This window comes from Rhodoferax sp. (assembly GCF_025354435.1).
Lineage (GTDB): Bacteria > Pseudomonadota > Gammaproteobacteria > Burkholderiales > Burkholderiaceae_C > Rhodoferax_B.
In genome coordinates this window covers 24,382-38,398 of the sequence record NZ_JANXMU010000080.1, presented here as the reverse complement: position 1 = coordinate 38,398, position 14,017 = coordinate 24,382, and the positions used below count along the sequence as shown (strand labels likewise).

Here is a 14,017-nt window from a genome sequence, read left to right as displayed (position 1 = left end):
CTTGGGGCTAGGTTCGCGGGCCTTTGGGCCCACTTTGCGCCCCTACGGACGCACCTGTGCCAGCAACTCCTTGCGCCCCAGGTAGATGTTGGCCAGCGCCAGGGCCGTGAATGCCTGCGTCGCGTTCTTCTCCAGTCCCCGATAGCGCACCTTGGTAAAGCCCCACAGCTTCTTCACCACGCCAAAGACGTGCTCCACCCGGGCACGGATCTTGGACTTGTTGCGGTTTTTGCTGCGAATCCCCTCATCGACCACGCCGCCCCTACGGCTACGTTGGTTGGTAAAGTCGTGGGCCTTGGGAGCTTTGCCCCGGATCAAGGTCTTCTGGCTTGCGTAGGCCGAGTCGCCATACACGCGCCGCTCCTGGCCGTGCAGCAGATCGGGTAAGGGGTGTTTATCATGGATGTTGGCAGCGGTGACGACCGCACTGTGTGCCAGCCCGGTTTGGCTGTCCACGCCGATGTGCAGCTTCATGCCGAAGTACCACTGCTGACCCTTACGGGTCTGGTGCATCTCGGGGTCCCGTGCCTTGTCTGCGTTCTTGGTGGAGCTGGGCGCGCTGATCAAGGTGGCATCCACGATAGTGCCGGTGTTGACTTTGAAACCCCGGGCTTGCAGTTCTTGTCCGACCTTGGCAAACAAGGCCTCGCCCAGTTTGTGCTCGTTCAAGAGGCGGCGGAACTTGAGTAAGGTGGTGGCATCGGGTACGGGCTCGCGCCCCAGGTCGATGCCGACGAAGCGGCGCAAACTGGCGCTGTCGTACAGGGCTTCTTCGCACGAAAGGTCGGCCAGATTGAACCAGTGCTGGATGAAGTGGATGCGCAGCATGCGCTCCAGTCCAATGGGCGGGCGGCCATTGCCTGCCTTAGGGTAGTGCGGTTCGATGACTGCGCACAGCGCCGCCCAGGGCACGATGGATTCCATCGTCTGCAGGAATGCATCGCGCCGGGTGGGTTTGCGGTGCTGGGCGAATCCGGCTTCTTGGTCGGCGGCCATGGCCAGGGTTTGTTGCTTCATCTTTGTCATCTTGCGAGGGATGAATACTGGCATGCAAGTCACGCACCAGGTGGGGACTTATTCAGCGTTGCCCTAACTTGCATACGGCGCATAAAGCTCACTCAGCACAAGAGCAAGAAACAAGCTCCCCCTACCAAGCGTCGCCTCACGCGTCGGGTTACGAACTATTTGGAGTCCATATTTCTGACGCAACGGATTTAGATGCGATTGCCCTGTACCCTATCACTTGCTCAAATCTGCCATTCATCATGCAGCAGAAAAGGAGCTTCGAGCCGCTCAAGTACCTTGCAACACCACCAAACACGCATGCAAATAACGCAGCACTTAAAACCTATTCTTGCGATTGCAGTATTTATCTTGGCACCGCATGCATTGGCGCAGCAAACCTTAGTCGTACTGCGCACAACCTGGAGTGCACTCACGCCGGAGCAGCGTATGAAAATACAGGAGACTAAGATTGTTGATTTGCGAGAACCCGGAGCCTACGGGCTAGTGATTGACAATCAAGCAGTGGATGAGTCCACCAGAGGCACCAATGGCGGCGCTGCACTGGGCGGCGCACTCGGTAACGCCTCCTACATTGACCACGCCTTCAAGCCAAACAATAATTACTCTGCAAAAACGCAGCTCGCTGCCGGACTGCTAGGCGCACTTGCAGGCTCTATGCTAGACACCTCAGCCGTGAGCCGTCACCACATACGCTACGCCATAAAGCGGCAAGACGGCGAAATTGAGTATCGCGATGCCGTTCAGCAAGATGCATTTCGCCACCCAGTAGGTATATGCCTGGAGCTGGCCACCATGCACCCTGCACCTCAATCCCTATGCGGGCAAACTGCAGCAGCCTTCAGCCAACTGCAGCTAAAAACTGATGCTGGCGAAAATAAAATATTTGCGCCTGTCAAACAGAATGATGCAATACCATCCATCTCGCCATCCGAACAAGTTCAATGCAAACTAGGTAACTTGGCACCAGTGATCACCTCGATCGAAAAATGCACGTCAATCAGCGGAAAGATATTTTGAGAAAAATAGCCAAAATTTTACTAACTACAGCAGCCATTATTTTGTCTGGCTGCGCAACACATTACACGTTTGACGGCCAACCCTACAAGAACAAGGCGGATTTTCATGCTGCAACTGATCTCAAAATTACGCAAGTCTTGGCAAACGTACAGAGGCTAAATAAACCGGTAACCGAACGCTCTCTAGTGTTCGCTTTTCCGTCGATTGCCGTCCTTACTGCAGTTTCTAAAGAGCGATTCGTGAAAACTCAAAAAGTACAACCTATCGGCACCGCAAAGGAGATTTTGGAAAATTTACCGATAGCCAACTACAAGTTGAACCGTATTTATGGCGATGCCGCTATCAGAAGGGGAATTTACAAGACAGTGCGACTGATCGACCTTGACAGCATGGATGCATCCATTCAACCATCGGCCAACGAAGATGTAGTTTATTTTGTGGAACCAGAGGCTGGAGCAAGCCAATATTTTTACGCCTCAGCCAAGCGAGGCAAGCAAGTATTTTCGATTGACCGAAGCCAAATAGGAATGTCGGGCAAAGTCAATGCATTCCTGGATGCCCTTCAAGTGCAAGCTATTCAAGATTAGGCAATCTACAACGATCTGTAGCAGCCCGCTTTATGCGGGCTTTTTACATCTAAAAAACAATATTAGAGTTTTTACCGAAGTCGCGACGAATTTAAATGCGATTGCCTTGTCGGAAATCGGCTGCGCCACATATTCAATATCTCTCAGCACAGGCCAAATATCCGCCAGAACCCTATTTCATTCAAATTTCTCAAAATACGCCTGCAGCCTGCCCACCAGCGCCTGCTTCTGCTCTGCGGGGATGAAACTGGCCTCGAAGCTGTTGGCGGCGAGCTGGTAAGCGTGTTGGACGGTCAAGCCGGTGGCGGCGAAGATCTGGGTGAAGTTCTCGTTCAGATAGCCGCCGAAGTAGGCCGGGTCGTCTGAATTGACCATCGCCACCAGGCCTGCGTCGAGCAGCGCGCCGAGGTTGTGCTGGGCCAGGTCGGGGAACACGCGCAGCTTGAGGTTGGACAGCGGGCAGACGGTTAGCGGGATGCGGTCGCGGGCCAGGCGCTGCATCAGCAGCTGGTCTTGGGTGGACTGCACGCCGTGGTCGATGCGCTCCACCTTCAGCACGTCCAGCGCGCTCCAGATGTAGGCAGGAGGGCCCTCTTCGCCTGCGTGGGCCACCAGGCGAAAACCCAGCGCGCGGCAGCGGGCGAAGACTTTGGCGAACTTCTCGGGCGGGTGGCCCAGCTCGCTGGAGTCCAGGCCGATGCCGATGAACTTGTCGCGCAGCGGCAGGGCCTGCTCCAGGGTGGCAAACGCATCTTCTTCGCTGAGGTGGCGCAGAAAGCACAGGATCAGCACGGCGCTGATACCCCACTGCTTGTGTGCATCCACGCAGGCGCGGTGCAGGCCGCGGATGACGGTCTCCATCGCCACGCCACGCACGGTATGGGTTTGCGGGTCGAAAAAGATTTCGGTATGCGCTATGTTATCGATAGCTGCCCGAGCAAGGTAGGCGTGCGCCATATCGTAAAAGTCTTGCTCTTCTAACAGCACGCTGGCCCCGGCGTAGTAGATGTCCAGAAAGCTTTGCAGGTTGGTGAAGGCGTAGGCGCTGCGCAACTCTTCGACGCTGGCATAGGGAATGGCGACCTGGTTGCGCTGGGCCAGGGCGAAGATCAGCTCGGGTTCCAGCGAGCCTTCGATGTGGATGTGCAGCTCGGCCTTGGGCATGCCGCGCAGCAGGTCGGGCAGGCGCTCAGGCGCAATGGCGGGTACGGTAAAAGATAGGGTGGTCATCAGCAGACTCCAAAAGTAATGCCCAGATGTTTCAGATAGCGGCGGTAGGCGGCAGAGGCCTTGTCGGCCACGGTGTGCAGCTCGGCGCGCGGGTCCAGCGGCAGGCACTGGGGGGTTTGCGATTCCAGCACCGGCCGATCCTGTTCGAAGATGGTGTGCTGGAAGGCCTGCAACGTGGCGTCCGTGGATACCCAGTCGCTGCAGGCCAGTCTAAACCAGACCCGGCTGCGCTCCGGCTCCACCGGGCAGATGAACAGGCCAATCGCCTCGCTGAAATCGGCCAGGGCCACGCTGGCCGGGTCGGGCAGCTTGGTCAGCACCGCCGTGTAAGGTGCATCCACCGCGTAGGTGTATTCGACCTGCGCCGGGCCAAGGGCGTGCACGCTGGACTGCGGCTGCCAGGCCTTGCACTGCGTGGCCAGCAGGCCGGTGGCTGTTGTCTCGACGCGGAAGTCGTCGATGCTGGATGCGCTACGCGTGCCCAGCCAGCCCTCGTGCACAAAGGCAAAGTGCGCCATGTCCAGAAAGTTCTCCACCAGGCGCGGCGCGCTGGTGGCCACGTCATACGGCCCGAAAATGAGCTTGCGCAGGCGGCGGTCGTCCTCGGCGGCAAAGGCGACCACCGGCACAGCGGATGCCTCCAGCCGTACCCACACCAGACCGTAGCGCTCGCAAGCCGCAAAAGTACGCGCGGTGTGCGTGGCGGGCGGCGTGAACGCGGGCAAGGCCGGTACATGCACGCATTGCCCAGAGGCCGCAAACTGCCAACCGTGGTAGGGGCACTCCAGCCGGTCTCCGCACACCCGCCCCAGGGACAGCCGCGCGCCGCGGTGCGGGCACTGGTCGGCCCAGGCATGCGCCACCCCGGCTGCGTCGCGCCACAGCACCACCGCCTGCTCCAGCAGCACCACGGACACCGGCTCCCCCGCCAGATCCGCGCTGGCCGCCACCGGGTGCCAAAAAGTGTTTTCAATCATCTTCTGAAGGTATCAGCAAAGACCATGCCCAAACGAAAAAGCCGCTCCCAAGAGCGGCTTTCAAAGGGAACAAACTCCCTTTTTCCACAAGGCCAGCGCAGCGCAGCCCCCTCCAGAACAGCGCAGGGCTGGCTCCGCCAGACTGCTGCTGTTGCCCCCTGCAAGGGGGTGGGCGAAAAGCGCTTGCGCTGGAGCCTTGGGGTGTACCTACTTCCCGCCCGGAACCTTGCCTTCTACGCCCTTGACGTAGAAGTTAACGCCTTGCAGGAAGGCATCGTCGGCCACCACGTCCTTGGCGACCACTTCCTTGCCATTCTGGCCCATGATGGGGCCTTTCCAGATGGAGAAGCTGCCGTCGGCCAAGCCCTTTTTGATCTCATCGATCTTGGCCTTTGTAGCGGCAGGCACGTCTTCGGCGATGGACACCACGTCGATCGCGCCTTCCTTCACGCCGTACCAGCTTTGGCTGGTGGCCCACTTGCCGTCCAGCGCGTCCTTGGTGGCCTTGATGTAGTACGGACCCCAGTTGATGATGCTGGATGCCAGGTGCGCTTTAGGACCGTAGGCCGACATGTCGGAATCCCAACCGAAGGCGCGCTTGCCTTTGCTTTCAGCCGTCTTCAGTACAGCCGAAGAATCGGTATTCTGGAACAGGATGTCGGCACCGCCGTTGATCAGCGAGGTGGCGGCTTCGGTTTCTTTGGGCGGGCTGAACCATTCGTTGACCCAGACCACCTTGGTCTTGATCTTCGGGTTTACGCTTTGCGCGCCCAGGGTGAAGCTGTCGATATTGCGGATCACTTCCGGAATTGGCACCGAACCAACGATGCCCAGCACATTGGTCTTGGTCATCGAGCCGGCGATCACACCGGCCATGTACGCGCCTTCGTAGGTGCGGCTGTCGTAGGTGCGCACGTTCTCAGCAGTTTTGTAGCTGGTGGCGTTTTCGAACTTGATGTCTTTGGAGTCGGCGGCCACCTTGAGCATGGGCTCCATGTAGCCAAAGGTGGTGCCGAAAATCAGCTTGTTGCCCTGGCCCACCATGTCGCGGAACACGCGCTCGGCATCGGCCGATTCAGGCACGTTTTCCACGTAGCTGGTGACAATCTTGTCGCCCAGTTCTTTTTCCAGCGCCAGGCGGCCCCGGTCGTGGGCATAGGTCCAGCCACCGTCGCCCACGGGGCCAAGGTAGGCAAACGCAATCTTGAGCGGCTCGGGCTTGGCAGGTGCGGCTTCGGCCACAGGGGCAGACGCAGGGGCCGCAGCGGGCGCAGGCGCGGGCTCTTCCTTCTTGCCACAGCCCACCAGGGCGGCGGCCACCGCAGACGCGGCAGCGAGTTGGATCAAGGTACGTTTCTTCATTGCAGTCATGAAAGCTCTTTCGACGGGTTGAAAAAAGGAGACAGGTTGGAACTATGTAACAAAATGATTATGAACCGGGATAAAACGGTTTCCCCAGCGACGCAGGCATGTTGATGCGAATCCACGCCGGGTTGCGCGAGATGATGGCCAGCACCACGATGGGCGCAATGTAGGGCAGCATGCTCAGGAACTGCGTCGGGATGTCCACCCCAGCGCCCTGCATGGCAAACGCCAGCATGGTCACGCCGCCAAACAGGTAGGCCCCCATCAGCACACGGGCGGGCCGCCAGGTGGCAAAGGTGGTCAGGGCCAGGGCGATCCAGCCGCGCCCGGCTACCATGCCCTCCACCCACAGGGGCGTGTAGGCCAGCGAGATGAAAGCACCGGCCAGGCCGCACATCGCCCCACCGGCCAGCACCGCCATGAAGCGGATGCGCCGCACCGGATAACCCAGCGCATGGGCCGACTCGGGCGACTCGCCCACGGCGCGCAGCACCAGCCCGGCACGCGTACGGTACAAGAACCAGACCATGCCGCCCACCAGCGCCATCGTCACGTAGACCAGTGGATGCTGATGGAACAGGGCTGGGCCAATCAACGGAATATCGCCCAGCACCGGCACCTTGAACTGCACCCGCTCGGGCAGTTTTTCCTGCACGTAGTGAATCCCGGCAAAGGCCGAAAAGCCCGCGCCAAACAGGCTCAGCGCCAGGCCGGTGGCGTACTGGTTGGTGTTGAGCCAGATCACCAGTACGCCAAAAATGGCGGCCAGCAAGGCCCCCGCACCGGCCCCGGCGGCAAAGCCCAGCCAGTCGCTGCCGGTGTTAACCACGGTGGCAAACCCAGCAATGGCGGCGCAGAGCATCATGCCCTCGGCCCCCAGGTTGACCACACCGGCCTTCTCGTTGATGAGCAGGCCCAGGGCCGCCAGCGCCAGTACCGTGCCAGCATTCAGCATGGCCCCGAAGAGCAAGAAATGCGATTCCATCAGATGCTTCCTTTGCGAACTTTGAACCGCACGCTGTAGGCGATGAGCGTGTCACAGGCCAGCAGGCTGAACAACAGCAGGCCCTGGAACACCCCGGTCAATGATTTCGGCAAGCCCAGGCGCGACTGCGCCAGTTCGCCGCCGATATAGAACATGCTCATCAGCACGGCCGAGAACACCATGCCCACCGGGTGCAGTCGCCCCACAAAGGCCACGATGATGGCCGCAAAGCCGTAGCCCGCAGGCACGTACGGCGTGAGCTGGCCCAGCGGTCCGGCCACTTCCAGCGCACCGGCCAGCCCGGCAGCGCCACCGGAGGTCAGCAGCGCAATCCACAAAGCCTTGCGCGAGGAAAATCCGGCGTAGCGCGCAGCGGCCGGTGCCAGCCCGCCCACCTGCTGGGCAAACCCAGCCCGGGTGCGAAACAAGAACACCCACAAACCGGCCACGCCCACCAGCGCAATCAACAGCCCGATGCTGACCCGCGAGCCCTTGAACAGCCGGGGGATGCGGGTGATGGCATCAAAGTTTTTGGTCTGCGGAAAGTTGTGTCCCAGCGGGTCTTTCCAGGGGCCGTCCACCATGTAGCTCAGCACCAGCACGGCCACGTAGACCAGCATCAGGCTGACCAGGATTTCGCTGGCGTTGAACTTGTCGCGCAGCAGCGCGGTGATGCCGCCCCACACCATGCCGCCCAGCACCCCGGCCAGCAAAATCGGCACCACGATCCAGCCGGTGGTGTCCTTGTCGGCCAGCAGCGCCACGCCGCTGGCAAAGATGGCTCCGATCAGGTACTGCCCCTCGGCCCCGATGTTCCACACATTGGAGCGAAAGCACACCGCCAACCCCAGCGCAATGATCAGCAGCGGCGTGGCCTTGACCATCAGCTCGCCCAAGGCGTACGGCGATTTGATGGGCTCCCAAAAGAACACCTGCAGGCCTTTGACCGGGTCCTTGCCCAGTGCCATGAACAGAGCCACGCCCACCACCACCGTGACCAGCAGCGCCAGGATGGGCGAGGCATAGCCCCAGAATTTGGACGGCTGGGGGCGGGCTTCAAGCTTGAGCATGGGCCGCCTCCGCAGGTACGTTGGCTGCATTCCACAAACCGCTCATCCATTCTCCAATCTGCGCCACTGTGGCATCGGTGCGCGCCACCGAGGGCGACAGCCGCCCCTTGGCAATGACGTGCAGCCGGTCGCATATCTCAAACAACTCGTCCAGCTCTTCGCTGACCACCAGCACTGCGCACCCGGCATCGCGCAGGGCCAGAATCTCGCCCCGGATCTGCGCCGACGCGCCCACGTCCACACCCCAGGTGGGCTGCGACACGATCAGCAGCTTCGGCTTGGCATCGATTTCGCGGCCCACGATGAATTTCTGCAAATTGCCGCCTGAGAGCGACTTGGCCACCGCATTCGGCCCGCCGGTTTTGACCTTGAAGCGGTCGATGATGCTTTGGGCCTGGGTTTGCAGCACGCCCAGCTTGATCCAACCGCTGGAGGTGATGGCATCGGTGCGGGTCAGCATCAGGTTGTGCGCCAGGCCCAGCGTAGGCACAGCCCCCCGACCCAGCCGCTCCTCGGGCACAAAATGCAGGCCCAGCGTGCGCCGCTGCTGCGGCCCCAGTTTGCCAACGGGCTGGCCCATCACCTGCACCATGCTCGCATCGCAGCGGGTGTCTTCGCCCGACAGCGCATACAGCAGCTCGCGCTGGCCGTTGCCCGACACGCCCGCAATGCCCACCACCTCGCCCGCCTTGACCTGCAGGGAGATGCTCTCCAGCTCCACGCCAAACTGGTCTTCGCGCGCCAGTTGCAAGGCCTGCACTTTCAACACCGTGGCCCCGGTTTGCACGGCGCGGTGCTGCAACGCGGGCGGCTCGGCGCCGATCATCAAGCGGCTCAGCGAGGCATTGGTTTCCTCGGCCGGGTTGCACACCCCGGTCACCGTGCCGCCGCGCAGCACTGTGCAGGCGGTGCACAGCGCCCGAATTTCGTGCAGCTTGTGGCTGATGTACAAAATGCTGCAGCCCTCGGACACCAGCTGGTTCAACACCACAAACAGCTTTTCTACCGCCTGCGGGGTCAGCACCGAGGTCGGCTCGTCCAGAATCAGGAGCTTGGGGTTGGTCAGCAGCGCGCGGATGATTTCCACCCGCTGCATCTCGCCCACGGCCAGGGTGTGCACCGGGCGGCTGGGATCGATGTCCAGGCCGTAGGCGCTGGCCTTGGCGGTGATGCGCTGGGTTACCTCGGCCAGGCTCAGGCTCTTGTCCAGGCCCAGCCACACGTTTTCGGCCACCGTCAGGGTGTCGAACAAACTGAAGTGCTGGAACACCATGCTGATGCCCAGCGCCCGCGCCTCCTGCGGGTTGCGGATGTGCACCGGCTGCCCGTTGAACAGCACCGTGCCTTCGTCGGGCTTGACCGATCCGTAGATGATCTTCATCAGCGTGGACTTGCCCGCGCCGTTCTCGCCCAGCACCGCATGCGCCTCGCCGGGCTGCACCGTCAACGAGACGTTGCTGTTGGCTACCACCGCCGGGTAGCGCTTGGTGATGTTCGTCAGTTGCAGTCTGGGTGGTGCCATGCGGAAAGACTCATCTTTATAAAAATAACAGTGCTAGCGCAGATAAGACCTACACAAGCAGCTACTTTTTTAGTAGCAAATCCTTGTAAAACCCTTACTGCCTAGGGCATACCCCAGCAAGCTCAGTGCCAACAGCAAAAAAATTGCGAACAATGGCGGTACACAGCCTGCAAACCCCGCGTATCCTAACCGTCAGCAGCCCCTAAAACACCTTCTGAGGCCACCAAATGCACCAAAATGGGTGGTGTAACTATTGCTAGCAGTGCATCTGCCCACTGCACCCCACTTGCACGGACCCGGGCGCACTGCACCCCGGGCCTTGAAAGCTATTTCACGCTAAGGATTTTTAAGCCATGACGACCCAACCCCTCCGCTTCATCCGGCGCGGCCAGACCGTGACGCTGCACAACGTGCCGCCCGACCGCACGCTGCTGCAGGTGCTGCGCGAAGATCTGGGGGCCACCGGCACCAAAGAAGGTTGCGGCGAAGGCGACTGCGGTGCCTGCACGGTGGTGCTGGCCGAACCCGAAAACGGCACGCTGCGCTTTCGCGCCATCAACAGCTGCATCCGTCTGGCCCACTCCATCGATGGGATGGCACTGTGGACAGTGGAAGACATCGCCCAGGCCGACGGCAGCCTGCACCCCGCGCAAGAAGCCATGGTGCAGTGCCACGGCTCCCAGTGCGGCTTCTGCACCCCCGGCTTTGTGATGAGCCTGTTTGGCATGTACCAGAACAGCACCTGCCAGGGCCAGGCCATCAGCCGCACGGGCGCGCAAGAAGCCTTGTCGGGCAACCTGTGCCGCTGCACCGGCTACCGGCCGATTCTGGATGCCGCCCAGGCCATGGAGCACCTGCCCGCCGTGCGCATAGACGAGGCCGCCTTGCTACAACATCTAGAGCAGCTTGCGCTTATCGTTCCTGCGCCAGAAGCCGATTTTGCTTATAAATCACCGCGTACCCTGGCCGAGCTGACCGCCGCCCGCGCCGCCCACCCCCAGGCCCAGATCGTGGCCGGATGTACCGACGTGGGCCTGTGGGTCACCAAAATGCACAAGCACTTCGACAGCGTGCTCGACGTGACCCAGGTGGACGAGTTGCGCCAGACCATCCACCAGGCAGACGGCTTGCAGATCGGTGCCGCCGTCACCCTGCACGATGCGTATACCGCCTTGGTCGCCAGCCGCCCACAACTGCACAGCTTCGCCAGCCGCTTTGCCGGGCTGCCGGTGCGTAACTCGGGCACCCTGGGCGGCAACGTGGCCAACGGCTCGCCGATTGGCGACTCGATGCCGCTGCTGATCGCCCTGGGGGCCAGCGTGGTGCTGGCCAGCCAGCGCGGGGAGCGCGAGCTGCTGCTGGAGAATCTGTACACCGGCTACCGTACGAATGTGATGGCGGCGGACGAGGTGCTGGCGTGGATCAAGGTACCGCATGCGGGTGCTGAATTCATGCGCATCTACAAAATCTCCAAGCGGTTCGACGATGACATCTCTGCCATCTGCCTGGCGCTAAGCCTGACCGTAGTGGACGGCATCGTCACCACCGCCTCCATCGGCGTAGGCGGAGTCGCCGCCACCCCGGTGCGCGCCGTGCAGACCCAGGCCGCCCTGGTCGGCCAGCCCTGGACTCTGGCAACGGCGCACGCCGCCGCAGCAGCCCTGCGCGCCGAGTTCCAGCCCATCTCCGACATGCGGGCCAGCGCCGCCTACCGTAGCGAGGTGATGGGCAATCTGCTGCAACGCTTCTGGCTGGAAAGCCAGGGGCAGACCCAGATCAACCTTGCCACTTTCGACGTGGAGGCCTGCGCATGAACGCCCCCGACAAACTCAGCATCTCCAAGCCTGTCAATACGGCCTCCGCAGGCACCAGCCAGCCGCACGAAAGCGCCCGCGCCCAGGTGGCGGGCGCGGCCCACTACATCGACGACCTGCCCGAACTGCGCGGCACCCTGCATGCCGCGCCTATCTTGTCTACCGTGGCCCACGGCAAGCTGTTGGGCGTGGACAGCCGGGCCGCACGCGCCATGCCCGGCGTGCAGGCCGTCATCCTCAGCCAGGACATCCCCGGCGACAAGATGCTGGCCGCCTTTGCCCACGACGAGCCGGTGTTCGCCATCGACACCGTACTGCACATCGGCCAGGTAATCGGCCTGGTGGTGGCCGACACGGTGATGCAAGCCCGCGAAGCCGCCCGCGCCGTGAAGCTGGACATCGAGGCCCTGCCCGCCCTGCTGGACGTGCGCGCCGCCCACGCCGCCCAAAGCTATGTGCTGCCACCCGTGTTTGTACGCCGCGGCGATGCCGCACAGGCTTTGGCCAGCGCCCCGCACACGCTGAGCGGCCAGCTCGAAGTGGGCGGGCAAGAGCACTTCTACCTCGAAGGCCAGGTCGCCTACGCACTGCCCCAAGAGCAAGGCCAGTGGATCGTGCACTCCAGCACCCAGCACCCTGGCGAGGTGCAGCACTGGGTATCGCACGCCTTGGGCCTGAGCAACAACGCCGTCAAGGTCGAATGCCGCCGCATGGGGGGCGGCTTTGGCGGCAAGGAAACCCAGGCCGGGCACCTGGCCGTGTGGGCCGCTGTGGCAGCCCACACGCTGCACCGCCCGGTCAAGCTGCGCTTCGACCGCGACGACGACTTCATGGTCACCGGCAAGCGCCATCCTTTCGCCTACGACTACACCGTGGGCTATGACGACGCAGGCCTCCTCTGCGGCCTGCAGCTCACCATGCTGGCCAACTGCGGCTTCAGCGCCGACCTGAGCGGCCCGGTGGCCGACCGCGCCGTCTTCCACGCCGACAACGCCTACTTTCTGGCCGATGTGGACATCGCCTCGTACCGCGTCAAAACCCACACCCAGAGCCACACCGCCTTCCGCGGTTTCGGCGGTCCACAGGGCGTGATCGTGATCGAGACCATCCTCAGCGAGATCGCCCGGCAGCTCAAACTGGACCCGCTCGCCGTGCGCCGCCACAACCTGTACGACGCTGCCGACACGCCCAACGCCACACGCAACTTCACCCACTACGGCATGCAGGTGGAAGATAACATTCTGCACCCCATGCTCTCAAAAATAGAGCAAACAGCGCAGTACATATCTAGGCGAGAGGCCATTTCGGCTTGGAACGCGGCCAGCCCGGTGATAAAGCGCGGCATCAGCATCACACCGGTAAAGTTCGGCATCTCGTTCACCGCCACGCTGTTCAACCAGGCCGGTGCGCTGGTCCACGTCTACACCGACGGCAGCGTGCAGGTAAACCACGGCGGCACCGAGATGGGCCAGGGCCTGAACACCAAGGTGGCGCAAATCGTGGCCGACGAGCTGGGCGTGCCCTTTGCCAGCGTGCTGGCCACCGCGGCCGACACCAGCAAGGTGCCCAACGCCTCGGCCACCGCGGCATCCAGCGGCACCGACCTGAATGGCCGCGCCGCCCAGTACGCCGCCCGCAATGTGCGCGACAACCTGGCGCAATTCGCCGCCGGGCTGGACAACTGCGGTGCCGGGGCCGTGCAGTTCAAGGGCGGCCAGGTCATCACCCCCAGCACCAGTCGCCCGTTTGCCAGCCTGGTGCAACAGGCTTACGCCAACCGCATCCAGCTGTGGAGCGACGGCTTCTACCGCACACCCAAAATCCACTACGACAAAACCACGCTGACGGGCCGCCCGTTCTACTACTTCGCCTACGGCGCGGCCTGCACCGAGGTGGCCATCGACACCCTCACCGGCGAAAGTCGCGTGCTGAAAATCGACGTGCTCTATGACGCGGGCACCAGCATCAACCCGGCCATCGACATCGGCCAGGTCGAAGGCGGCTTCATCCAGGGTATGGGCTGGCTGACCACCGAGCAACTGGTGTGGAACGCCAAGGGCTATCTCAGCACCCACGCCCCCAGCACCTACAAAATCCCCGCCACCGGCGACATCCCCGCGCACTTCAAAGTGGCGCTGTGGGAGCAGCCCAACCGCGAAGACACCGTGTTCAACAGCAAAGCCGTGGGCGAACCGCCGTTCATGCTGGCGATCAGCGTGTTCGAGGCACTGAAGGAGGCCATTGCCTCGGCGCGTGGGGATGGCGCGGTGGTACAGCTGGCGGCTCCGGCCACGGCTGAGAACGTGCTGTGGGCGCTAAATACACAGTAGATCTCGTCGTATCCATACAAACCTGTGTCGTACCACGCGCAGGGCGTGAACCAGCCGCTCCCCACAATGAACCTGGTTCATAGTTTTCACAGGG

At 62.0% G+C, this 14,017-nt stretch carries 11 protein-coding genes; 4 read left to right on the top strand and 7 right to left on the bottom strand.

Annotated features, from left to right (window positions below; all coding sequences use genetic code 11):
- Positions 1-42: 42 nt before the first annotated feature.
- Positions 43-1,017: an IS5 family transposase gene (locus tag Q0T48_RS20115; protein ID WP_295960256.1), complete on the bottom strand. Its 975-nt coding sequence runs from the start codon at positions 1,015-1,017 to the stop codon at positions 43-45.
- 306 nt (positions 1,018-1,323) lie between these two features.
- Here Q0T48_RS20115 and Q0T48_RS20110 point away from each other — a divergent pair, with 306 nt between their 5' ends.
- Both Q0T48_RS20110 and Q0T48_RS20105 read left to right on the top strand, forming a co-directional pair.
- Positions 1,324-2,043 carry a hypothetical protein gene (locus Q0T48_RS20110; protein ID WP_295960253.1) on the top strand — a complete coding sequence of 240 codons (720 nt, stop codon included), beginning with the start codon at positions 1,324-1,326 and terminating at the stop codon, positions 2,041-2,043.
- Positions 2,013-2,630: a hypothetical protein gene (locus Q0T48_RS20105; RefSeq protein ID WP_295960249.1), complete on the top strand. Its 618-nt coding sequence runs from the start codon at positions 2,013-2,015 to the stop codon at positions 2,628-2,630. The genes Q0T48_RS20110 and Q0T48_RS20105 overlap by 31 nt, the downstream gene beginning before the upstream one ends.
- Positions 2,631-2,807: 177 nt before the next feature.
- Here Q0T48_RS20105 and Q0T48_RS20100 read toward each other — a convergent pair whose 3' ends face one another.
- The 6 genes from Q0T48_RS20100 to Q0T48_RS20075 all read right to left on the bottom strand — a co-directional run bounded on the left by Q0T48_RS20100 (position 2,808) and on the right by Q0T48_RS20075 (position 9,779).
- Positions 2,808-3,860, bottom strand: coding sequence for an adenosine deaminase (locus Q0T48_RS20100; RefSeq protein ID WP_295960246.1), 1,053 nt, complete (start codon positions 3,858-3,860; stop codon positions 2,808-2,810).
- On the bottom strand, positions 3,860-4,837 hold the full coding sequence (locus tag Q0T48_RS20095) for an aromatic ring-hydroxylating dioxygenase subunit alpha (protein ID WP_295960244.1): 978 nt from the start codon (positions 4,835-4,837) through the stop codon (positions 3,860-3,862). The genes Q0T48_RS20100 and Q0T48_RS20095 overlap by 1 nt, the downstream gene beginning before the upstream one ends.
- A gap of 207 nt (positions 4,838-5,044) precedes the next feature.
- Positions 5,045-6,208, bottom strand: coding sequence for a BMP family ABC transporter substrate-binding protein (locus Q0T48_RS20090; RefSeq protein WP_295960240.1), 1,164 nt, complete (start codon positions 6,206-6,208; stop codon positions 5,045-5,047).
- Positions 6,209-6,266: 58 nt separating this feature from the next.
- Positions 6,267-7,187: an ABC transporter permease gene (locus Q0T48_RS20085; RefSeq protein WP_295960238.1), complete on the bottom strand. Its 921-nt coding sequence runs from the start codon at positions 7,185-7,187 to the stop codon at positions 6,267-6,269.
- Positions 7,187-8,257, bottom strand: coding sequence for an ABC transporter permease (locus Q0T48_RS20080; protein WP_295960235.1), 1,071 nt, complete (start codon positions 8,255-8,257; stop codon positions 7,187-7,189). The genes Q0T48_RS20085 and Q0T48_RS20080 overlap by 1 nt, the downstream gene beginning before the upstream one ends.
- On the bottom strand, positions 8,244-9,779 hold the full coding sequence (locus Q0T48_RS20075; protein ID WP_295960232.1) for an ABC transporter ATP-binding protein: 1,536 nt from the start codon (positions 9,777-9,779) through the stop codon (positions 8,244-8,246). The genes Q0T48_RS20080 and Q0T48_RS20075 overlap by 14 nt, the downstream gene beginning before the upstream one ends.
- A 353-nt stretch (positions 9,780-10,132) precedes the next feature.
- Here Q0T48_RS20075 and xdhA point away from each other — a divergent pair, with 353 nt between their 5' ends.
- Together xdhA and xdhB are read left to right on the top strand one after the other, a co-directional pair.
- Positions 10,133-11,593: a xanthine dehydrogenase small subunit gene (gene xdhA / locus Q0T48_RS20070; RefSeq protein WP_295960229.1), complete on the top strand. Its 1,461-nt coding sequence runs from the start codon at positions 10,133-10,135 to the stop codon at positions 11,591-11,593.
- Entirely contained in the window at positions 11,590-13,923 is a 2,334-nt protein-coding gene (gene xdhB, locus Q0T48_RS20065) for a xanthine dehydrogenase molybdopterin binding subunit (protein WP_295960225.1), read from the top strand. Before xdhA ends, xdhB begins: the two co-directional genes overlap by 4 nt.
- The last annotated feature ends 94 nt before the right edge of the window (positions 13,924-14,017 follow it).